20 protein-coding genes and 1 other RNA gene are annotated in these 25,615 nt (G+C 36.0%); 20 read left to right on the top strand and 1 reads right to left on the bottom strand.

All coding sequences use genetic code 11. The features are described 5' to 3' along the window. The first annotated feature begins 1 nt into the window (after nt 1). The 18 genes from ACSYSF_RS01135 to ssrA all read left to right on the top strand — a co-directional run bounded on the left by ACSYSF_RS01135 (nt 2) and on the right by ssrA (nt 21,212). Nucleotides 2-1,579, top strand: a complete 1,578-nt coding sequence (locus ACSYSF_RS01135) for an HAD family hydrolase (protein ID WP_489867904.1) — start codon at nt 2-4, stop codon at nt 1,577-1,579. Between the two features lie 200 nt (nt 1,580-1,779). Further along, a complete protein-coding gene (gene rny / locus ACSYSF_RS01140) occupies nt 1,780-3,342 on the top strand; it encodes a ribonuclease Y (RefSeq protein WP_489867905.1) in 1,563 nt (520 codons plus the stop codon). Nucleotides 3,343-4,313: 971 nt separating this feature from the next. Beyond that, entirely contained in the window at nt 4,314-5,351 is a 1,038-nt protein-coding gene (locus ACSYSF_RS01145; protein ID WP_489867906.1) for a PTS sugar transporter subunit IIC, read from the top strand. A gap of 153 nt (nt 5,352-5,504) precedes the next feature. Beyond that, on the top strand, nt 5,505-6,257 hold the full coding sequence (locus ACSYSF_RS01150; RefSeq protein ID WP_489867907.1) for an ABC transporter ATP-binding protein: 753 nt from the start codon (nt 5,505-5,507) through the stop codon (nt 6,255-6,257). A 12-nt stretch (nt 6,258-6,269) separates the two neighbouring features. Beyond that, complete coding sequence (locus ACSYSF_RS01155) at nt 6,270-8,057, top strand: FtsX-like permease family protein (protein ID WP_489867908.1); 1,788 nt, start codon at nt 6,270-6,272, stop codon at nt 8,055-8,057. A gap of 285 nt (nt 8,058-8,342) precedes the next feature. Beyond that, nucleotides 8,343-9,221 (top strand): ROK family protein, encoded by an 879-nt coding sequence (locus ACSYSF_RS01160; RefSeq protein WP_489867909.1) that lies wholly within the window; start codon nt 8,343-8,345, stop codon nt 9,219-9,221. Between the two features lie 103 nt (nt 9,222-9,324). Beyond that, on the top strand, nt 9,325-9,579 hold the full coding sequence (locus ACSYSF_RS01165; protein ID WP_491737236.1) for a hypothetical protein: 255 nt from the start codon (nt 9,325-9,327) through the stop codon (nt 9,577-9,579). Between the two features lie 229 nt (nt 9,580-9,808). After that, entirely contained in the window at nt 9,809-10,837 is a 1,029-nt protein-coding gene (locus ACSYSF_RS01170) for an ABC transporter ATP-binding protein (RefSeq protein ID WP_489867911.1), read from the top strand. Further along, complete coding sequence (locus ACSYSF_RS01175; protein ID WP_489868277.1) at nt 10,837-11,730, top strand: carbohydrate ABC transporter permease; 894 nt, start codon at nt 10,837-10,839, stop codon at nt 11,728-11,730. Before ACSYSF_RS01170 ends, ACSYSF_RS01175 begins: the two co-directional genes overlap by 1 nt. Before the next feature lie 15 nt (nt 11,731-11,745). Beyond that, a complete protein-coding gene (locus ACSYSF_RS01180; protein ID WP_489867912.1) occupies nt 11,746-12,561 on the top strand; it encodes a carbohydrate ABC transporter permease in 816 nt (271 codons plus the stop codon). A 152-nt stretch (nt 12,562-12,713) separates the two neighbouring features. After that, a complete protein-coding gene (locus tag ACSYSF_RS01185; protein WP_489867913.1) occupies nt 12,714-13,997 on the top strand; it encodes an ABC transporter substrate-binding protein in 1,284 nt (427 codons plus the stop codon). Beyond that, nucleotides 13,997-15,205: an MBL fold metallo-hydrolase gene (locus tag ACSYSF_RS01190; protein WP_489867914.1), complete on the top strand. Its 1,209-nt coding sequence runs from the start codon at nt 13,997-13,999 to the stop codon at nt 15,203-15,205. The genes ACSYSF_RS01185 and ACSYSF_RS01190 overlap by 1 nt, the downstream gene beginning before the upstream one ends. 506 nt (nt 15,206-15,711) lie before the next feature. After that, nucleotides 15,712-17,397: an aryl-sulfate sulfotransferase gene (locus tag ACSYSF_RS01195; RefSeq protein WP_489867915.1), complete on the top strand. Its 1,686-nt coding sequence runs from the start codon at nt 15,712-15,714 to the stop codon at nt 17,395-17,397. A gap of 69 nt (nt 17,398-17,466) precedes the next feature. Further along, a complete protein-coding gene (locus ACSYSF_RS01200) occupies nt 17,467-18,804 on the top strand; it encodes a C1 family peptidase (protein ID WP_489868278.1) in 1,338 nt (445 codons plus the stop codon). A 155-nt stretch (nt 18,805-18,959) separates the two neighbouring features. Next, complete coding sequence (locus ACSYSF_RS01205) at nt 18,960-19,517, top strand: hypothetical protein (RefSeq protein ID WP_489867916.1); 558 nt, start codon at nt 18,960-18,962, stop codon at nt 19,515-19,517. Between the two features lie 20 nt (nt 19,518-19,537). Further along, nucleotides 19,538-20,086, top strand: coding sequence for a GNAT family N-acetyltransferase (locus ACSYSF_RS01210; RefSeq protein ID WP_489867917.1), 549 nt, complete (start codon nt 19,538-19,540; stop codon nt 20,084-20,086). A gap of 48 nt (nt 20,087-20,134) precedes the next feature. Further along, nucleotides 20,135-20,746, top strand: a complete 612-nt coding sequence (locus tag ACSYSF_RS01215) for a hypothetical protein (RefSeq protein WP_489867918.1) — start codon at nt 20,135-20,137, stop codon at nt 20,744-20,746. Between the two features lie 101 nt (nt 20,747-20,847). Next, nucleotides 20,848-21,212: a transfer-messenger RNA gene (gene ssrA / locus ACSYSF_RS01220) on the top strand. Between the two features lie 182 nt (nt 21,213-21,394). On the opposite strand, the gene ACSYSF_RS01225 is transcribed toward ssrA, so the two are convergent. Continuing rightward, nucleotides 21,395-23,188 carry a hypothetical protein gene (locus ACSYSF_RS01225; protein WP_489867919.1) on the bottom strand — a complete coding sequence of 598 codons (1,794 nt, stop codon included), beginning with the start codon at nt 23,186-23,188 and terminating at the stop codon, nt 21,395-21,397. A gap of 220 nt (nt 23,189-23,408) precedes the next feature. Here ACSYSF_RS01225 and ACSYSF_RS01230 point away from each other — a divergent pair, with 220 nt between their 5' ends. Both ACSYSF_RS01230 and ACSYSF_RS01235 read left to right on the top strand, forming a co-directional pair. Beyond that, nucleotides 23,409-24,395, top strand: a complete 987-nt coding sequence (locus tag ACSYSF_RS01230) for a GMP reductase (protein ID WP_489867920.1) — start codon at nt 23,409-23,411, stop codon at nt 24,393-24,395. A 147-nt stretch (nt 24,396-24,542) separates the two neighbouring features. Beyond that, a complete protein-coding gene (locus ACSYSF_RS01235) occupies nt 24,543-25,595 on the top strand; it encodes a mechanosensitive ion channel family protein (protein WP_489867921.1) in 1,053 nt (350 codons plus the stop codon). Nucleotides 25,596-25,615: the final 20 nt, after the last annotated feature.

Here is a 25,615-nt window from a genome sequence, read left to right on the forward strand (position 1 = left end):
TATGCCGATACGTAAAATCCGATATTATCAATACGCGATAGTGATGTTCATTTTGGCGTTGGTAAGTGCTATTTTTCTACCAACCTTCTTAGGTACTACGCCATTAGTGACAACACATATCAGCCATTTAATTATGACGCTATTTGGCGTAGGGGCTGTTATGGTTGTATATTTAGATGACCGTGTGGTTAAGCAAGCATTATATCAACAAAAACAAATGAAGATGGTGACGTTATGGTTGCCAATTTTAGGTCAAACAATTTGGTACCTAGTGGTCTTGTGGTTGTATTTAATTAATTTAAAAGATCATGTCATGTCGACAATGACATTACCAATATTATTTTTGGGGATGTCGTTATTAATGATTTCATTTGGTTTGTTGCAAAACGAAACCTTATCGATCATTGTTAATGAACCTATGAAAAAAACAGCTCGTCGCTTAAATATTGCGACAATCTTTTTGGCAATTTACGCTTTGTTATTCTTTGGGTTAACGGCTAGTTGGGCATATGGCTTAACGATTATGGTTTCTGTGTTAGTCATTGCAGATGCAAATTGGCCCGCACTATGGTCTGGTTGGCATCGTGAAAAGAGTCTAGAAGCATTACCAGAGCAAGGTATTAACTTTAAAGATGTACGGATGATTGAAAAGTTACCTAAGGTGTCATCAATTATTACTGAAAAGAGTGGGGTACTAACAGAAAACCGCATTACAATTCATTCAGTATTGTCATTAGATCCAAGTTATAGTGATTTCGATATTTTAGGCATTGCAACTGGGTTAGTGTCAGCTACACCTTCATCACCATTATCAAAGGCTATTATCGATTATGCAGAAGCACATACAGTTTTCCCGTCAGAAGTTTCTGAACCTGAACTTGTACCAGATGCTGGGGTTCGAGGCGTGATTTTTAATCAACGCCTAGCGATATTGTCAGCTGCTGAAACTATTGCAGAAGGTTACGATGTTGATGAAACCGCTTTGGCTACGTATAAAGAATTAGGAAATTCAGTCAGCTATATCCTTGATGATAAGCATGTTATTGGTGTTATGACTTTTGGTGGCACATTAAAAAAGTCATTGCTTTCATTGAATGATTTCTTGATTGAACGTCACTTATCCATGAAAATTGCCTCAGGAGATACTTCTGGCGCAGTTGAACCATTACAACATTTAATGTCGTCATTAACTGAATTAAAGACCGATTTGACGCCAGTTGAAAAACAGGCACAAATAGATGATTGGTTAGCTGAAGATAATATGATGTTTGTGACCAATCAAGATAATTTGCCTGACGATCCGAATGTGATTACAGTTGCAGTGAATCGGTCGGATATTAATGCGGACATTCATGTGCAAAACATTAACGAATTAAAAAAGGTCTGGGCGACTGCTGATAAGCTAATGCAAATCAATAAAAAGATGTTACGTTGGTCAAGTTTGCCAGTTGTCATTTTGTTATTATTAGCAGCTGGATTAGGTATATTTATTTCACCTTGGTTGTATATATCACCAATTATTTCTGTAGTTATTCGCCTTGTAATGACCTACATTTTACGATTACAAATTAAAAATTAAGAAATAATTCAGATTCGTAAATTAAATGGGCGCTATGTCAGCATGAAAATGTTGATGTGGCGCTTTTTTGTTGTTTACAATAGCGGTCAGTTGCATTGACTTATTTTGTGTAAAAGCCTAAAATTAAATATGTGTTATTAAGCGCAAAAAAACACTATTGATTTGACATAAACGTCAACTCTCTAGACAGGAGAAACAAGATGAACATATTTTTGATCATCCTGTTGTTGCTTGTCGCAATCGTAATTAGTGCTGCAGTTGGTTATCAGGTGGCTAAGACGAGAATTAACCATACACTAACTGTTTCACATCAAACCGCTACAGACATAACGAGTCAAGCTGCTAATGATGCTGAGCAATTAAAAAAGAACGCTCTAGTTGAAGCACGAGATGAAAGCCAACTTTATCAACAACGTATTGAAGGTGAATTACAGGAACGCCGTTCAGCAGTAAAATCACAAGAAGATCGTTTGGTAAGTCGTGAGTCTGTTTTGGATCGAAAAGATGCTTCGTTGCAAAAGCGCGAGGAGGTCATTTCGAGCAAGGAAACAAAGTTAGATCATCAACGACAAAGTGTTAATGATAAGCAGAAGCGTGCTGAAGAGTTAGTTGCTGAACGAGAAGATAAGTTAGTTGAAGTAGCTAATTTGTCTCGTGAAGATGCACGTAATCGTATTTTATCTGAGACTGAAGAGGCTCTTGTAGCTGAACGTGCCGTGATGATTAAGGATAGTGAAGAACAAGCCAGTGCAGAGGCAGATAAGCGTGCTAAGAACTTAGTTGTTAGTGCTATTCAACGTTCTGCTGCTGATATGGTAGCTGAATCTACGGTTTCAGTTGTGACACTTCCTAATGATGATATGAAGGGTCGTATTATTGGTCGTGAAGGCCGTAATATTCGTGCACTTGAAACAGCAACTGGTATTGATTTAATTATCGACGATACACCAGAAGCTGTTGTATTGAGTGGATTTGATCCGGTTCGTCGTGAAATTGCTAAGAATACTTTGGAGAAATTGATTGCTGATGGACGTATCCATCCAGCCCGTATTGAAGAAATGGTTGAGAAGTCTCAAAAAGAGATGGACGAACATATTCGTGAGGTGGGTGAACAAGCTATCTTTGATCTTGGTATTCACAACATGCATCCAGATCTAGTGAAAACAGTTGGTCGGATGAATTATCGAACAAGTTATGGACAAAATGTCCTTGTTCATTCAATAGAAGTCGCAAAACTAACTGGCTTGTTGGCAGCCGAGTTAGGGGAGGACGTTACGCTTGCCAAGCGCGCAGGATTGTTACACGATATTGGTAAGGCTATTGATCATGAGGTAGATGGTTCACACGTAGAATTAGGTGTTGAATTAACAACTAAATACAAAGAACGTCCAGTCGTGATTAATTCGATTGCTTCGCATCATGGTGATGTAGAACCCGAGTCTGTGATTGCCGTACTGGTTGCTGCAGCTGATTCAATTTCAGCAGCACGTCCAGGGGCACGTTCAGAATCTTTGGAAAACTATGTCCAACGTCTACAACAGCTAGAAGCTATTGCAAACGAGTTCAATGGTGTCGAAAAATCATATGCTATTCAAGCAGGCCGAGAGGTTCGTGTTATTGTAGAACCAGCAGCTGTTTCTGATATTGAAGCAACTGTATTGGCTCGTGATATTCGTAATCAGATTGAAAATGATTTAGATTATCCAGGGCACATTAAAGTGACAGTTATTCGTGAATCGCGTGCTATCGAGTATGCTAAATAAGCAATAATTAAACAGGAAAGAGGAGTGTTAGTATAAATGCTAATGCTCCTTTTTTTAATACTTCTTTAATTGAATAGGAATATATAATAAATATGATGATAAAGCTGTTCCAAAAAATGATACTTTTTCTAAAAAAAGGTTTACAAATTTAATGGAAACGCTTACAATAGTATATGTGCTAAGGATACGGGGGAACGTATACAGGACACATGATTTTGAAGTAATTTAACGGAATGGGGACCGTTAAGTTGATATGTCGCATTTCACTCTTACTGTTCGAATTATCATTAAATCTCAAAAAACTTGCTGAAAACTCTTCTCCTTCAGAAAATATGAGAATGGTAATTATAAAATGATTCGAGCAGTAAGAGGGTGATGAGACGACTCAATATCAACATCAACGCTTTCACAATCAAAAAATATTTTGTGGGTCGTCATCCACACCAAATCGTTTTGCGGATACGCAATACGATTTTTTTATTATAAAATAATTAAAAAACAGATTATTAGCATATTTAGTAATTAACGTCTATACTGTACCTATTCCCCGTGGTAGTCAGTGTAATAGCTGGCTGCTTAGTACAATTATTAGTGTACTAGACGTCGTAGATATACGGCGTTTTTTTATTTAATTAAAAAGTGTTGACAAAAATGATAAATATATTAGAATAATAATTATCAATTAAGCAAAGGAGCAAGAATGGTGATTAATATGACGTTAACAACTGAAACGAAGTATTACTTTTGGTTTTTTAGGTGACTATCCGAAATTACCAAAAGCATTTTTGCTAGGTTTCGGATAAAAAAATATCCGAAACCAAATAGATAACAGTTTAGTTGATTAATTAAATTGTACTTTATGAGGAACCGGGTATTTTGATGTAAAATGCCCGGTTTTTTGTGTTTTACATAAATTTAACATCATTGGATAAGGTAGTAGGAATATCAATTTACTAAAAAGGTGGATGAATATGGAGAAGTTAACTAAACGAGAATTTGGAATGGCCATTTTAAATGGTAACGCTAGTGGAATTATTGTTGCGCTAATTCCAGCAGCACTAATTAGTCAGTTATTGGCAGCGATGCCGCAAATAGAAATTGTAAAAACACTAAACATGATGGTATCTTTAGCGCAAAGTGCACTACCTTTGATTGCAGCTTTTGCAGTCGGTGCATTATTGAGATTTGGGACCATTGAAAGTGCTTCAATGGCATTAGCGACATTTATTGCTTCAGGTGTTGTCACAAACCATGGTGGTCAATTTGTTATTAGTGGATCAGGTATTATTTTAAATATTATGCTAACGACTTTAATGGCTAGTTTAGTGACAATCGCTTCGCATAAGTTGTTAGGCCAATTACGAGCAGTCTTCGAACCACTTGCCGTTTTGGTCATTGGTGGTGGTTTAGGTTTGTTAACTTTGCCAATTATGGTGGCGATTCAAAATGCTATTGGGTCAGTTGTTGAAGCTGCAACAAATACGGTCCCACTTGTGATGGGCATCTTGCTAGGTATGTTATTTGCAATTTTGATTGTTTCACCACTTTCATCGGTTGGTATTGCAACTGCAATTGGCTTAGCCGGTGTTGGCTCAGGTGCAGCTAATAGTGGTATTGTGACTGCATCATTGGTCTTGGCTATCATGGGTATGAAAGAAAATTCATGGGGCTTATTTATTGCCCACTTCATGGGTTCACCTAAAATTCAAATGGCTAATATGATTTCTAAACCTAAGTTATTTGTACCAGTGACTGTTGCATCAGCCATCTCAGGTGGTGTTTCGAGTTTGTTAAAAATGGCCGGTACGCCATTTTCAGCAGGATTTGGTATGTCAGGATTTATTGGTCCAATTACTGCTTTAAATGAGTCGACAGGTGGCCATGTTGGGTTACGTGTTGTGATTGCATTCTTCGTGGTGCCAATCGCTTTGGCATTTTTGATGAAGTACATTTTTATAGATAAGTTGCATTTTGTTTCAACAAAAGATGTCAAATTGCCTGAAGTATAAAACAAATAAATCGGTTGCTAAAGCATAATTGCTTTGAGCAGCCGATTTTTTTGAGTAAATTAAATAAATTAATTGACAACATGATATTAGATTGTGTATAGTATTGCTTGTAACATAAATGAAATAATTAAAGTAAACACTAGGAGAAGAACTATGACTGAACCATTACTAATTGCTAATCAGTTAAACAAGAGTTATTTGAGTACAGCAGGTGTAAAACAAGATGTTTTACATGATTTATCATTTTCTGTGAACAAAGGGGAATTTGTGGCTATTATGGGCCCTTCTGGATCTGGTAAGTCAACTTTACTAAATATTTTATCTACCTTGATGGCACCTACCTCAGGTACCGTAACAATTAATAATAAAGATATCTGGCAACTATCAGACAAGGAAGTGTCAAAGTTTCGCGGCCAAGATATGGGATTTATCTTCCAGAATTATAATCTGATTGATAGTTTGACGGTGCAAGAAAATATTAGTTTACCACTAACTTTGCAAAAAGTAGCACCAAAACAAATTAAACAAGCGGTGCAAAAAGTCGCTCAAATGTTGCATATTGAAGAATACTTAAACAAGTATCCAAGTGAATTATCTGGTGGGCAGCAACAACGTGTCGGTGCTGCACGAGCATTGGTACACAATCCATCACTAATTTTTGGGGATGAGCCAACTGGTGCCCTTGATTCAGAAAATGCCCGTGAGATGATGAATTATCTGACAGAAATTAATGCTAATGAAGGCATTTCAATTATTATGGTTACCCACGATGCTTTTTCCGCTTCATTTGCTTCACGAATTTTATTCTTAAATGATGGTCAAATTACCAAAACGATTAATCGTGAAAATCAGCCACGTGAAGTCTTTTATCAACAAGTATTGTCTGAATTAGGCAATTTTAATTAGTAGGAGGGGCATATGTTTGGAATTGCTTTAAAATCACTCCGATCAAAGTGGCGTGATTATATTGTTTTGTTTGTTGGTTTGATTATCTCAGCGGCTATTTTTTACATGTTTAGTGCGATGGCCAACAATAAAGCATTTTTGGAATCAAATTCAATGATTTCACAAATATCGTTTATCTTTAATATTGGTGAAGTTCTGTTAGGTATTATTACGTTTGTTTACCTTAATTTCGCGAATAGCTTCTTACTACGATTAAGACAAGCTGATTATGGTCTCATGTCAATGCTGGGTGCAACTAAGGAACAAATTAGTTCGCTATTAATGCGTGAAACTTTAAGTATCGGTATTATCGCTACGATTATTGGAATCATTCTAGGATTTGCATTGACTTCACTAAGTAGTACCTATTTGATTAATTTACTAGGCGTAGAATTAACGCATTGGCAATCGATTTCAATGAAATCAGTTGTGATTACATTGATTTTCTTTGCTGTACTATTCTTCTTAAATGGTCTTTATAACCGCCGTCGTTTAAAGAAACAAGACACGTTGACATTGTTAACGGCTAATAAGCAAGTTAAACAATCTAAGCCAAATCCAAAACGTGATATGTTATTTGGTTTAATCGGCTTAGCCTTGTTGATTGGTAGTTATGTGTTAATGCCACAAATGAATCATTTGGGGATGCAAGGACTTGTCATTATTTTGATTCTTAATGTTTGGGGAACTTATTGGTTTGTTAGTCGAACATTAAAGATGCTGACAAATTGGATTCGTAAATCATCATTTAGTTTACGTGGCTTACGACTATTCGTGAATGGTCAATTGTCATTCCGGTTACTTGATTATCAACGTATGTTGTCATCAATTGCGATTATGTTTGCACTAGCTTTGGGTGCCATGTCAGTTGGTCAAGGTTACTATCATATGTTGCCACACCAAGCTGAAATTTCATATCCAATGACAGCCGCATATACAACTGATAAAGTTAATACAGCCGATTTAAAAGATGTTACTTGGCAACAAAAATATCACTATGTCGTAAAAGATAATACGATTTATTTTGACGGTGATGAGTTTAATCAAAATAAATTACCAGTGCGTTATTTTGGGTCTAATGGATCATCAAGTCGTACAAAGTGGATGACTGGTGATGAAATGCGCAAGAGTACTGATGCTGAATATTCATTGGAGCAAATTGGAAATCAAATCTTAAATAAGCAATATGGTGCTAAAGTTGTTGTTACACAAAATCAATCAGAAATGGCAGCACAAGGAACGGCGAAAACCATTCAATTTATCAAAGTTTCAGATATGCTAGCCAATGAAAAGGTATTACAACATAATGCGGATGTTCAAGCAAAGGATAATGTAAAGCCAGAGTATGCTACGGGAGCCTATGCAACCTATCAACAACTAAAGGGAGTCTTTGGCGGTGTTGAATTTATGGGAATCTTCTTAGGAATTGGTTTCTTAGCGATGCTAGCAGCTACATTGATGTTTAAGACCTTATCTGGTGTTGCTGAAGATAAGCAACGTTATCGCGTTTTGGCAATGATTGGTACAAGTCAAAAGCAAATTACGCATACGATCGCAACTGATATTGGCATTCTATTCGGTGTACCGATGGTTATTGGTATTTTAGATGTTGTCTTTGGTCTAAAAATGTTTGCACCTTTGATGGGTGGCGCACAAAATATTTATCTTGGTTTCGGTCCCGCACTAACAGGTATTTTAGTGCTTTACCTAATTTATTATTTGCTAACAATTTGGATGTATCGTCGCTTAATAAAAAAGTAATTCGCCATTTTTAGGGAGAATACGTTATAATAGGGACATATTCAAAATGTTGTGGAGTAATGAGACGTCCATACTATAAAAACGCCTATCTAAAACGCGCTAGATAGGCGTTTTTTATTTTATTTTTAATTCGTTAGTTTGGCGCTATAAAGCTCTTTTGAGTAAACGTTTGTACAATAGTTTCGTATTCGCTTGTGAAAACGTTTGCAATTGAAGTTGGTTTAGATTAAAATACTTTTAGAATGAAAATTAAAATTAATGATTAACTCATAGGAGGATTGCCAAATGGCATTATTAGGTGCAATTGAAGCAGGTGGAACTAAGTTTGTGGTGGCTGTTGCCCCAGAAGAAGACCCTGAAGAAGTTGTTGCTCGTGAAAGCTTCCCGACAGAAGACGGTGCAACAACTGTAAAAAAGGTTCAAGAATTTTTTGATCAATATGAAGATATTGCTGCCATTGGAATTGCTTCATTTGGTCCTATTGATATCAAACCAGAAAGTGCAACTTATGGTTACGTGTTAGATACACCTAAGCGTGGTTGGTCAGGTTACGATTTCCTAGGTGCTATGAAAGAATGGCGCGATATACCATATTACTGGACAACTGATGTTAATGCAGCTGGTTATGCAGAATATGTTTCTGGTTCAGCTTCAGACGTTGAAAACGTTGTTTATCTAACAGTTGGAACTGGTGTAGGTGCTGGTATTATTGCTAACGGACAATTCGTTGGTGGTTATTCACATCCTGAAGCAGGTCACATTGTTATGGCTAAGCACCCAGAAGATACGTATGAAGGTTTGTGCCCATTCCATCATGATCGTTGCTTAGAAGGTCTAGCTGCTGGTCCTGCAATGGAAGAACGCTGGGGTGTTTCTGCTAAGGAGTTGCCTGATGATCACTTGGCTTGGAAGATTGAAGCTTACTACCTTGCTCAAGCAGCAATGACATATACAGCCACACTACGTCCAGAACGTATTGTATTTGGTGGTGGTGTACCACACCGTGAAATTTTGTTGCCAATGGTACGTGAATCATTTGCAGAGCAATTGCATGATTATCTAGCTGTACCTGACTTGGACAAATACATTGTTTCAGTTGGTAATGGTGATAATGCTGGAATTTATGGTTGCTTCTACTTGGCAAAGGAATTGCTTGCTGACTAATTAAACATATTTATTTCTCCAAGTTATTTTGGTGAATTTCTTGATATGCGCTATAATAACATAGTTAGTTTTAAGAAGTAGCCAATAAAAAGTGAGAAAATATATGTTAACAGTTATTAAACGATATGAAGATAGAGATGTAATGGCATACGACTATTATATTGAAAATCATCAAAATGTTTATGCTGATGGTGGGCATATTCTTATTAAGTCTATGGGTGGACTAATCACTTGGCGTGCAATTAATGATCAAGATGATTCTTATCTTAAACAGGCGTTGAAAGCTTTGATGATAAAGCGTAATCAAAATGGTGGCGTCTATCCTAAAAACATAAAAGTAATTTTAGCGGATAGCTAAGGAAAGTGGTCAAGACAAAAATGTCTTGACCACTTTTTATTTTGCTTAATTTATGTATTTTGGCTATTTCATTGCTTGATTTAAAGGTGTTTTCCCTATTTTTCACCCAAAACACGAACTATTTTTATGAAAAATACATTTATTTTATGTATTCGTTGTGATATGCTAACCTTATGTTAAGTTTAAGAAATAAAGTTCGAGTTTTAATGGAATTAGTGGGGAAGAGATAGTGGACGTACGGTTTGAACATGTGTCGTTAACTTATAATCGCGGCAACGAAATTTTACACGATATTGATTTTCAATTACCTGATGGTGAATTGACAGCTTTGTTAGGACCTAGTGGTGGTGGAAAATCAACAATTTTAAATTTAATTTCCGGTTTATTACAAGCGACTTCTGGAAAAATTTATTTTGGCGATACTGAAGTAACGAAACAGACAGCGTTACAACGTGGTGTTGGAATGGTTTTTCAAAACTATGCCCTATATCCTCACATGTCAGTCATTAATAATATTGCGTTTCCAATGAAAATGGCAAAAGTAGACAAGAAAACAAGATTAGCAAAAGCTCGTGAATTGGCATCGCTTGTGCGGGTAGATGACCAATTAGAAAAGTTTCCTAGCGATTTATCTGGTGGCCAACAGCAACGTGTCGCAATTGCGAGAGCATTAGCGAAAAATCCAGCTATTTTATTGTTAGACGAACCTTTGTCTAATTTGGATGCGCGTTTGCGTGTTGAGATGCGTGAAGAAATTCGACGTATTCAACAAGCAACTGGGGTTACAACAGTATTTGTTACCCATGATCAAAGTGAAGCGATGCATATTGCCGATCATATTATGCTATTGAATGATGGTGTTATTCAACAGTTCTCAACGCCACAAACATTATATGAAGTGCCAGCTAACCGTTTTGTTAGTCGCTTTATTGGTGATCCAATTATTAATGATCTTGCAGCTAGCGACTTGGCCGAAACATTAGATTTGCCAGCTGAAGCAACTACTGTTGGTATTCGTGCTGAAGCACTTGTTGCAGCTAATCCAAATTTGCCACAAGTAGAAGTCACAGTAAAGGAGACCCAAGTTTTCGGTCGTGAGTTCCAAGTACGCTTGTTATTAAATGGTCATGAAATAATTGCGGCAACTGATTTAGGTTTGGCACCTGGTGAAACGGGGATGGTTAGCTTAGATGGTAAGGGTGTCCATATATTCAATCAACAAGGTAATCGCTTAGAGTGGGAGGTGGCAGCATTATGATGAATAATGTCAAACCAACTTGGCGCGATAATTTAAAAGCTTTATTGTATTTGGCACCGATGTTAATTATTTTGGGTATATTTAATTTTTATCCGATTATTAAAAGCTTTGTGATGAGTTTTTATACAGATTATAATTTTTTCACCAACAAAGTAAATGCCATGGGTTTTGATAATTTCAAGTTTTTGTGGGAAGATCAAAATTTTCATGATGCTGTTTGGCATACTTTAATTTTTGTTGTTGGGGTAGTGCCTATCGAAGTGGCCTTGTCATTAATTATAGCGGCGTTGTTACATCGTATTAAATTTTTGGGTGGTTTCTTTAGAACCGTTTATTTTTTGCCTTTTGTGACGAGTATTGTTGCTATTTCAATGGTTTGGCGCTGGATTTATAACAAAGATGCCGGATTGCTAAATTATTTATTGGGTTTCATCGGAATTCACTCCATTGATTGGTTGAATGATCCACATTATGCAATGGCTGGCTTAGTTATTTTAGCCATTTGGAAGGGCTTAGGTTTTAATATTTTACTTTTCCTCGTTGGCTTAAGTAATGTTGATCAACATCTTTACGATGCCGCCATGATTGACGGTGCGAGTGGTTGGCAACGGTTTAAAAATATTACGTTACCAATGATTTCACCAATGACGTTCTTAGTAACCGTTAATGCAGTGATTGGTTCATTTAAAGTGTTCGACGAAATTTTTTCACTTTTTGGTGGTCAGCCAGGTCCGGGAAATTCAGCGATGACGGTTGTGTATTACCTATACCGAATGTTCTATGAGCAAAATCGCTATGGGGTTGCGGCAGCCAGTGGTGTCATTTTGTTTATTATGATTTTGATTGTGACACTTATTCAAATGTGGTGGAGCAAGCGTCATGTTCATTATTAGAGAGTAGGGTAACACATGCGAACAAAGAAAATAGCAATTTATACTGTCTTAACAATCGGGGCAATTACAATGCTCTTGCCATTTTTTTGGATGATTTCGACAGCTTTCAAAACAGGTTTCGAAGCTTTGCAAACACCACCAACTTGGTTACCTAAAAATTTGCAGTGGCAAAACTGGGTTTCTGCCTGGCATGCTGCACCATTTACAACATATCTTGTAAATTCTGTTGTGGTGTCATTTACAACAACATTAGGGCAACTATTTACGGCTATTTTGGCTGCCTTTGCCTTTGCTAAACTAAATTTTACTGGTAAAAAGGTTATTTTTAGTTTATTGCTAGCAACGATGATGGTACCAGCAGAAATGTTAATTATTCCTAATTTTGTGACTTTATCACAAATGCGTTTGATTAATACGTATGGTGCGTTGATTATTCCATGGTTAGCAAGCTTCTTTGCAGTATTTACACTAAGGCAAAGTTTTATGAGTGTTCCTGATCAATTGTATTATGCCGCTAAAATCGACGGTGCCAGTGATTGGCAGTTCCTATGGCGTATTTTAGTGCCTAATGCTAAATCAGCAATTACCACAATTGGGTTGTTGCAAATAATTGGTTCGTGGAATTCATTCATGTGGCCATTGATTGCAACAAATACTGAATCAATGCGTACATTGCCAGTTGGGTTGCAAGCCTTCTCAAGTGAATCAGGTGTTAATTATCCTGAACTAATGGCTGCTTCAACCTTTGTCATTTTGCCAATGGTTGTTTTGTATTTGTTGTTGAACAAATACGTCATCGCTGGTGTTGCCAATGGTGGTTTAAAGGGTTAAAAATTATGATTTACTCACATTAATTTGTGAGTAGTTGACTGCGATAAGATGATTGTCGTGGTCAACTGCTCAAAAATATAAATGGATATTTATTGAACAGTATTTTAGATAGTTGTATGGATATTTGGGTAATAGAGACAAGGGAGAATCTCATGACTAAGATGTGGACAAAAGCAATTGCAACTTCAGCACTAACGTTATTAACAGCAGGAGGCGTCGTGACAGCATTACCAACTGCGGTTGATGCAGCTAGTAAACCAGAAAAGATTACTTTCTGGCATGCGATGTCAGGTCCTTATCAAAAGGCTTTAAAAAAGCAAATTAATGAGTTTAATAAGTCACAATCAAAGTATAAAGTTGTGGGAACAGCTCAAGGTGATTACAAAACTTTGAATCAAAAAATTATGGCGGGGGCTAAGTCAAAGACCTTGCCAACCATGGCACAAACAACTTATACGCAAGTACCTGATTATGAAAATAATGGTATCGTGCAAGATGTTGATTCTGAACTAAAAGGAAAAGACGGACTATCTAAGAAAGATTTAAAGAATATCTATCCAGGATTTTTGGAACAATCAAAATATAATGGGCACTATTATTCAATGCCATTTTCTTCATCATTACGCGTAATGGCATATAACAAAGACATTTTGGACAAGTATAATTTGTCAGTCCCAAAGACATGGGATGATGTGCAAAAAATGAGTCAAACGTTAAAAGACCATAAAATCGCTACAGTTGGTTATGATCAATCATTTGATGCTGAATGGCAAGCGATGACTAAGTCAGCTGGTAAGCAAACAATTACACCTGGTGGCAAAGTTAATATTAATTCAAAGGCTGCCAAGCAATCAATGAATGACATCATGTCAATGGTCAAGGATGGTACTGCTAAAACTGCTGGTGCTGATATTTATGGGACAACTAATTTTGTTAATGGTAAGACAGCGCTATACATGCTATCATCAGCTGGAATCACAGCAACAAAGCAAGCAGCACCAGACAACTTAAATTGGGGAACAGCAGTTATTCCTGAGTATAAGGGTGAGCAACACTCAATGCTAGCTGGAAACAACCTTATTTTGACATCACAGGCTGATAAGAAACAAAGTGCGGGTGCCTTTGCTTTCATGAAGTTCTTAATTTCAGATAAGCAAACTGAACAATGGGCTGAAGATACTGGTTATATTCCAGTAACAAAGAAAGCCGTTAAGTCAGAAGATTATAAGACATATCTTGATAAGAATCCACTAGCAAAGGCTGCAACTGATTCATTGCCAGGTGCCTTTGCTGATACACCATTCGTGGGTTATCAAGAGTACCGTACTGATATGCTTGAATCAATTGATAACATGTTGACTAAGGATACTAATCCAAATAAGTCACTTAATAAATTGGACAAGCAAGCTAACAAAATTTTAAAGGATAACCAATAATGCAAACAACTGTGCGTGTATTACAAGGTTTGGACACGATTGGTGGTAACATTGTTGCTTTTGAAAGAGCAAGAAGTCGGGTCGTAATGGATTTTGGAACGACTTTTGGATTAACTGATAAGTCGGCAAATCAGTTAATGAATGAGGGGATGTTGCCGAATATACCTGAATGGTTTTCTAGTGAAGTTGAAACGGACTTTGCTAATGAAGCAATTTTTATTTCCCATTTGCATATTGACCATATGGGTGCCTTGCAGTATCTTGCTAAAACGGTTGATGTTTATATGAGTCCAGAAGCGATTGGCTTGTATCGCACATTACAATCACTAAAGCGTGAGCCAATTACTAAAGCCAACTTAATAACAATTAAGCCAGAAGAGCCGGTCCAAATAGGCGGTCTAACGGTTACTGCCTATTTGTCAGATCATGATATATCTGGTGCATATATGTTCCGTGTTCAAGATGGTGTACATGAATTTGTGCATAGTGGAGATGTTCGCTATGATGGTATGCATCCAGAACGGGTTGATTATTGGACAAAAATCTTACATGACCATCAACCGGATTTGTTTTTTATTGAAGGTACGGAATTTAGCTTTGAGAATGATGGTCAAAAGCGGGCAACTGAAGCTAGTCTACTGGCAGATTTTAAGACAGCTATGCGAAAGGCAGATCAACAATTAATTGTTATTAATCCTTATCAGCGTAATACTGAGCGATTACTCAATTTACAACAAGTAGCTGAAGAGATGGGCCGGCAATTAGTCTGGAATCATGAATTTGCAACGATTATTGAACAGCAAACACAAAAAGCTGTTCATGAAATTAAGCGCGATATATCTTGGGCAGATATTAAACAAGCCCCAAATCAATATGTTGTACAAAATGATTTTAAAGATTTACATAATCTAGATGGTTTTGCTGATTTTATTTACTTGCATATGAATGGTGAGCCGTTGGGAGATTATGATGAGCGTTATGCAATTTTAGAAGATTACTTGGCACAAAAACATATTGCACTAAATAGAATGGGCGCTAGTGGGCATGCAATACCAAGTGATTTAATAAAAATTGCACAACAAGTTAATGATAAGTTAACAGTACCATGGCATTCGTTTAAACCATTACGAGTTAATGATGCTTTAAAAGAAGCAGGATTAAAGACTTATTTGCCAACTATAAATGAAACAATGCTATTTGAAGATTAGAATCAACTTTTTATTAAAGAAAAATTAGAAAAATGATTGATTTTATTATTTTTAATGCTATACTTAGCATTAAGTCATCAATCTTATTCATATTTTCTACTCTTAAATAGATGATGAAAATGACTTCGTACTTCGTAGTGGAGGCGAAGTCTTTTTTGTGCAACTTAAGTTTAGTTTGAGGCTATTTTATATTAATTTTAAGTCGTCACCTTTATTATAGAAACTGTTGATAGGGAAGCCCATCCTTATTAACACAAGCCCATACTCATAGAAATTTACCTAATTATTTAAAGTATGTTTACTTTAAGTATTCTACTCCTAAGAAAAGATAGTCTATTGCCCAGTAGGTTATGATTAAAAACCGCTTATTAGTGATATAACTAGTAAGCGGTTTTCTATATATTTATAAGGAAATTCTAATTTTATTAGGCATTACTTGATTTTAGTAATAAAAATGGATAACTTATATAATAACAGGGACTTTGCTAAATAACAGGAGGGCAAATATGAGTGATAACGACAGTAGTGGTAAACGAATAAAATGGGGGCGATGGATCATCGCATTAATCGTCGTTCTGATAGTAGTAGGCGGTGGGATTTATGGTCATAAAGTTTATCGTGAGGCACATCCGAAGTTATTAACGACTGCACAAATTAAAGACAATTTGGGTGTTCATTTAGATAATAAACTAATTGATTCACAAAAAACGGCGAATAAAAAATATACCGCTGCTGCTAAAGATAAACAATATACTAGTGATAATATGTTTGTTCAAACTAATCCGTATAAAACTTCACCATTAACGGCTAAAGTGATTTTCCAAACTGAAAATCCAGCAAAGGTAAGTTATACAGTAGCTGGTAAAACACAAGATACATCAATTACAAATTCAGTTGATAAAGAAACGAAAGTCCATAATATTAATGTTGTTGGGTTATACGCGGATACTGATAATCAAGTAACGTTTAAAATAACTGATCAAAATGGTAAAACGGAAGAGAAAAATATTAATATTAAGACGCAGGCACTTCCAAAGAATTTAGCTGATGTTAATATTAATGTGAAAATTGCTAATAAAGAGCAAATGGCACTTGGTGATAATAGCTTAACCGTCTTTACCAGAACGACAAAGGAGCCGTTTGCGATTGACGCGGATGGTCAAATTCGTTGGTATTCAACGGCATATAATCAACATATCTTTAAGACTTTGAAAAATGGTCATTTGTTAATTTTGCGTAAGCAAAACAATAAAGAACTAGTTTATAACGATTTAATTGAAACGAATTACATGGGTAAAATCTATCGTAATTATCAATTTAGTAATAAAACGTCATCAACCGAGAACTTGAAGTCAAAGAATAAGTCTGATGGTGAAACAACAGCTGTGCACCACGATGTGATTGAGTTGCCTAATGGCAATTTACTAGCAACCGTTTCTGATGGTTCAAAGTATATCGAAGATACGATGGTTGAAATTGGTCGTAAGTCAGGTAAGGTTGTCCGGGTTATTGATTTCAAGAAGATTTTCCCAGACGCAACGTATGCCAAGTATGATTCAACCAAGCGTAGTGATGGTCGTGTTGATTGGTTGCATCAAAATGCTATTAATTACGATAAGAAGGATAATAGCATTATCATTTCTTCACGTCATCAAGACTTAGTTATGAAGTTTAACTACAAGACAATGAAGCCAAAGTGGATTTTGTCAGGAAAGCCTAAGGCAGACTGGCCTGAGAAGTGGCAAAAGTATGTTATGAAGTATGATAAGGGCACACCAATTAATGGTGGTCAACACGATGCTAGAGTCGTACCAGGTTCTCAACATGGGGATGAAGAAACAATTTCATTCTATGATAATAATTACGCTGTCACATACGGTGATAAAAAGGCTTCAACTAAATATTCAGCTGGACGTGAAGTCAAGATTAACTTGAAGAATATGACAGCTAAAGAAGAGTGGTCATATGGTCAAGAATTAGGCGAAGCTAACTTTACTGATCGAATTGGATCAAATCGTAAGTTAGACAATGGTAACTATTTGATTGACTTTGGTTATCTAAATGCTAAAGATGGTGATGCTTCAAATGTTCTAGAAGTAACGCCAGAAGGTTACCAAGTATTTAATGTAGAGCTATCAAACTTGCAGTCTAAGGGATATGTTTATCGTGCATATCGCATTAATATCTCATAAACGTTATCAAGTCTTGCATAATAATGTTTAAAGCGCTAAACTTAAATAATTATGAGAAAAGGTGGTTAAATAATGAGTGAAATTACCCAAGAACAATTAGCAGCATTTAAAAAGTCTGTTGCTGAAAGCCCAAAAGCAGACGTATTACGTGGTGCTGTAACAACTAATGGTATTTTAAAGTCAGCTCGTGATAATCAACGTGCTGGTGAATTAACACCAACTTTTAGTGTCGATCTAGAAAGCTCACCAGTTGCAAATCAATTGCAATCTGGTCGTTGCTGGATGTTCGCAGCATTAAACACAATGCGCCATGATATGAAATCAGTTCATGGTTTGCCTGGTGATTTTGAATTATCACAAAGTTACACATTTTTCTGGGACAAATTCGAAAAAGCAAATTACTTCTACAACAACATTGTTGCCACTGCTGATAAACCAACAACTGATCGTGAAGTAAGCTTCTTGCTTGCAACGCCACAACAAGATGGTGGTCAATGGGATATGATTGTTGCAATTATCGAAAAGTATGGTGTTGCCCCACAATCAGCATTCCCTGAATCACAAGCTTCATCACATTCTGCAGAGCTTAACCGTTTGTTTAACAGTAAATTACGTAAAGATGCTATTGCATTGCGTAAGTTAGTTAATGGTGGTGCTTCAGAAGCTGATGTTGATGCAAAGATTGAAGCATTGAATAAAGAAAATTACCACATGCTTTCACTAACATTTGGTGAGCCACCTCTATCATTTGATTTTGCATACCGTGATACAGATGGTGAATTCCATCGTGAGCAAGATATCACACCAAAGGACTTCTTTAAGAAGTACATTGGTTGGGATTTGAGTGATTACATTTCAATTATCAACGCCCCAACTGATGACAAGCCTTACAATCAAACATATGGTGTTAAGATGTTAGGCTCAGTTGTTGGTGGTCGTGATGTTAAGCACTTGAACTTAGATTTGGATACCTTTAAGAAGTTGGCAATTAAGCAACTTTCTGCTGGTGAAAATGTTTGGTTTGGTGTTGATATGGGACCTAAGTTGGACCGTGCGGCTGGTTTGATGGATACAAAGTTGTACGATGAAGACAGCTTGTTTGACATCGACTTTAGCCTAACTAAGGCAGAACGTTTGGATTATGGTGATTCATTAATGACTCACGCTATGGTTTTGACTGGTGTTGATCTTGTTGATGGTCAACCAACTAAGTGGAAGGTTGAAAATTCATGGGGTGACAAGAACGGTCACAAGGGTTACTTCACAATGTCTGATGAATGGTTCGATGAATTCACTTATCAAGTTGTTATTAAGAAGGAATACTTGCCAGATGAATTACGTGACATTTACGAAAATGTTACACCTAAGGAATTGGCACCATGGGATCCAATGGGAGCTTTGGCATAATTTAATTAGTTAAGTAATAGAGGTCGAGATATTTATATCTCGACCTTTTTTGATTAATCAATAATATTATTGTTATAAACTATACTCGACCTAGTTTCTGTTTCACTTCGTGTTTTTGGTTTATAATAAGACAAACAAATACTGAAGAGGTCCATATGTTAAAAGAAAAATTATCAGCAGCATCGCAAAAACTAACGGCTGCGCTAGAAACTGAATCAGTTGAAAACTTATTGCAACCAATTTTAGTTGCGGGGATGCAACGTGGCTTTCAAGCAGCATATTTGTATATTATTGGCGCTGCTTCTGGTGTTGAAGCGGCTGCACAACCAGCAGCTTGGGTTGATCAAGTGGAGGGGATAGCTAATGAGCAATTTACCAAAGTTGTTGCTGATTTAGAAAAGCCTAAAAGTACAATAAATAAAGAGGTTTTAAGCATGCTATCTGAAGAATCGCATGCAATTTCTGCTCATCAAGGTAATGTGGTTAAAGCCGAAAATATTGTTATGCCCTATTTTAATGGTTGGTATTTGGGTTATTATCATGCACTATTAACGATGATGACTATCGACGTGATGGATGGTAGTCAAGAGGAAATGGCAAAGAATGCATCTGATCAAGCAATGCAAGCAGTAACTGTTGAACGACAAAGTTTCCAAAAACAACCGGTGTATCAGAGTAGTGTTTTAAAGGAGATTTTAGTAACTTTAAATTGACAAGAATAGGGTGAAAGTAAATGGCAGCGTATTTTAAGTTAAACATTGTTGATGATTTAGCATTAGTGGTTCCTGAATACAATATGGCAACCGAAGTATATGAACTGATTATGAGTGACTTGCCACATCTTGATCCTTTTCTTGGCTTTAAAGAGATTGTCACAGATGTTAAGTCTGAAGCAGATTATATTAAATTGAAATTTCAAGGACTTGTCGCAAATACGGATCGGCTATTTTTTATTACCAAGCAAGATAAAATAATTGGCACTGTTGATTTGCATAATATGCAAATGGATGATAAGACTGCTGAAATTGGTTATTGGTTACACTCAAGTTACACCCAGCAAGGCATTATGACCAAAGCTGTGCACACATTAATTAACTATGCATTTGAAAATTTACAATTAAATAAAGTGACGATTATGGCAGATGTGGCAAATACTGCTAGTAATAAAGTTGCGCAAAGACTCGACTTTACGTGGTTAGGTATGCGACCACAAGACAAAGTCATGCACCACGAAATGCATGATATGAATGAGTATTATTTGCTGCGTCAAGATTTTAAATAATTTTTTAAGCGTATTAAGCTGATAAAATTTAAATAACTGGAGGGTGTCATGGGAACAAGAAAAGATAAGGTGATTGCGCTAGTTAGCATTGTTATTGCTTGTTTATTTGTTGTTGGCGGTACAACCTATTGTTATTTAACTTGGCCATTAAAGATGGCGAACCATATTTTAAAACCAGAAACGCAAGATGAAGACCAAGCGATTGTTTATAGAACGATGACGTTACCAAATGATAAAATTGCCTATACTGTGCGAGCTGATACGCATAAGTTAGCCCATTCATATAATTTAAGGGATCCCGCAAGGTTAACTTTTGATGATGTTGAAAATGACGATGGCTATCATCTGGGCTTTAAATATAATTTTAATAAAAAGCAAGTGAGTTACTTTTATTATGAAACAAATGACGAAGGCTTTCATTTAAAGACAACTAGTATTGCTCAGCAAACGTATAAACTTGATGATAATGGTCGTAGAGGACGATTAATCAAACAACGGGTTAATTTAAGTCAGCAAGATCATGCTGATCATCGTTCAAAAGGCGATTTATTAAATCATTTGCAAAAGCCTAAAAAAACTGAAAAATACCTATTAGATCATCGGATTGATTTTAAAGTGTTAAAAGACAAAACTACTCAAGATATTGAAGATTTGCGCTGATAAATAAAGTAGTTTACTTTAAAATTCTAGGTGGATAGTATCGCACAATCTAAATTTGTTAAAGCCCCCAATGTCTGATAAAATATACTTAGTTGTGTAACGGGGTCGTTACGGAATCGACTGGCATTGTTTGGGCTGGTACTGCGTTTAGGGGTTGTGGCCCTATAATCCACTCAGTAGAATTAACTGCAAAAAATTCAAACAATAATTACGCATTAGCTGCCTAAAAAACAGTTGGCGTTGCTTAGATTAGTTTTAGTTGCAAGCTAATTTAAGTCTCAAATGAAGCAACCTGCGCTAAATTATCTCCGTCTGGGGTAGTTTAGAAGAGGATAATCAGGCTGGCTAATTCGATCGCTTGGCAAAGTGGCGTGCGATTAGTGAGATTAAAATAGCCTTGCTATGAACGTAGAGGTGTCGGTTGCAAGATGTTAGGACAGGGGTTCAACTCCCCTCGGCTCCATAAGGGAAAATTTTGGTATGATTGCTATTTCAACGGAAACGCTGTTATATCAATGTTTATCAGACGCTCGATTTTGTTAGCTGTTATGGTGCTTTACTAAATGTTTTGAAAATATTTGGCACTAAGTTTAAATCCCACTAAGTTATTCTATCTAGATAGAATAACTTAGTGGGACTTTTTGTTTATTATGATGTTAATTCAGCAGATGTTGAAATATTTTTTTCTCGAATTTTATCAATTATGAGATAACCAAATAAAATAAACCAACTTAAAACAGAAATGATAATCATTAATTTAAATAGATAACTAGTCTTGTATTGTAATGTCAGTGAGTTTTTACCTTTGGTACCATTAAGTTTTAATGTACCAATTGACGTTTTAGGTATATCCGCATTATGTAATTTTTGACCTTGAAATTTAGTACTTGTATCTCTGTAGACAAAAACTGGTATCTCAATTGGATGATTTTTATCCTGGTACCAAGAAATACGTATAACACCATGAGTGAGCACCGTCTTTTTAAATTTACGATGTTGTGCTAAAACGTGTTTGGAATACAAATCATAATAATGTCTAATATTAGTCGACTTAACCGGCACGTAGTCTGGTGTCGTGCGGTCTATGGTATGAATCAATTGCCCCAGTTTGTGACTATGCCAAGCTGGTAGTAATGCCGTTGGGGTATTCACTGGATGATTATTTAACGGGTTAAGGGCTAAATTTTTTGGGTTTGTTGAAGCACTTTGAGCAATTGTTGTTGTGCTGCGTGTATTTAAAATAACATCATCTGAAACGCAGGTTGTTAAACTGAAAACACTGATAATTGACAACATAATGAGAACCAACTCAGATGCTTTTTTAAATGTTTCTGGTAGATTGTTCGTTAATTCATGGATTGCTAGAATAGCACCGATTAAGACAAAAGCATCCCCAATAATTGTGAATCTATATGAAAATTGCAAAAAATGTTGAATAAAAGGTAATTTCTTTTGAACTAACGGCCAAGGCATTATGTTACTACCAAGGAGGAAGTAAGTCAGTCCTGATAAAATCAGTATTTTACTAAGACTAGTTATTTTTCTACCATATAAGAATATAATCGTTAAGCCCAACATAATCATAATTGCCAAAGTATTATCAGTAAATGAAATACGATTACCAAAAAATTGTAAATCACTGTTCGTTAACACATTAAATGGATTAAAAATTTTGTTAGTGAGATCAAATTTAGTTGGCGGCATAAGAATGTTACGACTTGAAATTTGTAGGAAGGGTAAAATGCTGTTTAGACATAATATTAATGTTGTAATAATAGCTGTTAATAAGTAACGAAACAGTGCTTTTTTGTGATAGGTCTTAATAAAGCCAATGATGAACGCGGAAATTAAAACTGGTACATCAAATAAGGCACTTAATAAGTGACCTTGGATTTGTAAGCTCACGGCTAATGCTAAAATAAGGGCATTTTTAAACTTAAATTTTTCTTGTAGCATGTCGATCATTGGTAAAATCATGAGTGGCATACATGCCAGTCCTAATGATCGCCAACTAGCTTTAATTATGAACGCAGCGACAGCATTGGAAGTTAGATAAATGGTTCCTAACGCAACGCTTGTTTTGGTGCTTAAACCTAATTTTTGGGCAACTAGATAAGTCGTTATACCAGCAACAAATAGCAATAAAATATTGAGAATTACTTGAAATTTGAACCAAGATCCGGCTATTAATAGAATTGCACCAAGTACATAGGTCAAAAAAGGACTATACAAAGCATTGACGATTCGACCAGATTGTTGAAACGAATATAAATTAAGTGTTGAAAAATTAAGATGCTTAATTTGCATGGCTGCTTCATATATTCTGTTATAGTGAAAAATTCGATCAACACCTAAAAGTGGCATTTTGTTTAAAATAATAGGACTAGAAATAAATATCGCAACAATAAAAAATATAATAATTGGTTGAATATGCTTTTTCATGATATTCCTCTATAATTTTAATTTTTCAAGTAATTTAGCATGGCAACCATAATTCTAAATAAATTGTTTAATTGATAAAAGCTAGCGTTAATGCCAAAAATTCGTATTTATGTGTTTTTATAGTTTGTTTATTGCTTTTAGTTCGTGTATAATTTGATATTGGTGGTTTGGAATAGTTTAAGATAATAAAACACGAACATTTATTTTAGGAGTTATAAATATGGAAATTACAACTGTTTTTGATTATGAAGATATTCAATTGATCCCCAATAAATGTATCATTGATAGTCGATCAGAAGCTGATACTTCAGTAACTTTAGGGAATTATACGTTTAAGATTCCGGTAGTGCCTGCCAATATGCAGACAGTTATTGATGATGCGCTAGCTATGAAGTTAGCAAAAGCGGGCTATTTTTATGTTATGCATCGCTTTAACCCAGAGACTCGCTTAGATTTTGTGAAGAATTTCCAAGAAGCTGGGCAGATTGCATCAATTTCAGTTGGGGTAAAAAAAGAAGAATATGACTTTATTGACCAATTGAAAGCAGCTGACTTGATGCCAGAATATATTACAATTGATATTGCACATGGTCATTCAGACTCAGTAATTGAAATGATCAAGTATATCAAGCAAAATTTGCCAGAAACATTTGTGATTGCTGGTAATGTTGCAACACCTGAAGCTGTTCGTGATTTGGAAAATGCTGGTGCAGATGCAACCAAAGTTGGTGTTGGTCCTGGAAAAGCTTGCATTACAAAGTTAAAGACTGGTTTTGGAACAGGTGGTTGGCAATTAGCAGCATTACGTCTATGTGCGAAGGCTGCTAAGAAGCCAATTATTGCTGATGGTGGTATCCGTTATAATGGTGATATTGCAAAGTCGGTACGTTTTGGTGCAACGATGGTTATGATTGGTTCATTGTTTGCTGGTCATGCTGAGACGCCAGGGGATATTGTGGAATTAGATGGTGCGAAGTATAAGACTTACTTTGGTTCTGCTTCACAATTCCAAAAGGGTGAGTACAAGAACGTTGAAGGTAAGAAATTATTAGTACCATACCGTGGTGCAATTATGGATACTTTGACTGAAATGGAACAAGATTTACAATCATCGATTTCGTATGCAGGTGGTCGTCAACTAAAAGACTTACGCTATGTTGATTATGTGATTGTTAAAAATTCAATTGTGAATGGTGATTCATACTAATTATTAATAATATCAACTGGCAATGATTTTCGTTGCCAGTTTTTTGTTTGGTAAAAAAGTAGCTACTGAAATTTACGACCTTAACGTGCATGGCATCCAAAAATTAGGTATGATATGATTGGTTACGTTTATTGAAGGGAGTTACATATGCAGGTGTTACAAAAATGGCTAATTGATAATTTTGATTGGCAATCAATTGGTCTTGCTTTACTTATTGTCATTTTGGCGATTATTGTGACTAAGGGCATTGTTAGTCCAGTATTCTCTCAAATTGTGAAACATATATCTAAGAAAAATGAAATTTGGCGTGATATATTAGTTGCTTTTGAACGGCCACTTAAAATTGTGGTATTAGCTTTGGGAATTGTGTGGGCCTTACATGTTGCGCATGCACCACGTATTGTTTTGCATTATGCAAATGATATTAATAAGTCAGTTTTGATTTTTAGTATTGGTTATGGAATTTATTCATTAATGGACTTTGTAACTGATTTGCTTAAATATTTTGGCACTAAAGTTCATATTGAAGTTGATTCAATTGTCATGCCATTTTTAAAACGCACACTGCAATTTATCGTCATGGCGTTAACAGTAACGATGATTTTATCTGATTGGGGTATTAATGTTAACGGTGTGTTTGCAGGCCTAGGATTAGCCGGCTTGGCTGTTTCAATGGCTGCCCAAGATCCGATTAAAAATTTGTTAGGTGGAATTGTCATTATTACGGAAAAGCCCTTTCAAATTGGCGATAACATAGAATCGCCTTCTGTTGCGGGTGTTGCTGAGGATATTACATTCCGTTCAACGCTTGTACGTACTGGTGATGGTGCATTAGTAGTTGTGCCCAATGCAACGTTATCAAATGAGCCGATTACGAATTGGTCACGGATAGCAACTCGCAAAGTGGCCTTAACCTTTTATTTATCATTGGAGACACAAACAAAAGAAATTGTGGCCGTTTCAGAAGCAGCAACCGAAAAGTTGTCATTAGATGATGATTTTGTTGAAGATTCTGCTCATGCTTTGATTAGCCAAGTCTTACCTGAAGGGTATGAGTTCCAGGTAAATGCCATGTTAAAAATGAATGCCGATACGGATTTTGCTGGTAAGAAGGCGGAAGTTAATATGGAAATTATGCGGATATTGGCCGCACATAATATTAAATTAGCCGTTAATGCGCGACCAATTGTGAAACCATAATTGACTTAATTTCTAGAAAC

It is taken from the genome of Weissella sp. ESL1139 (assembly GCF_058506735.1).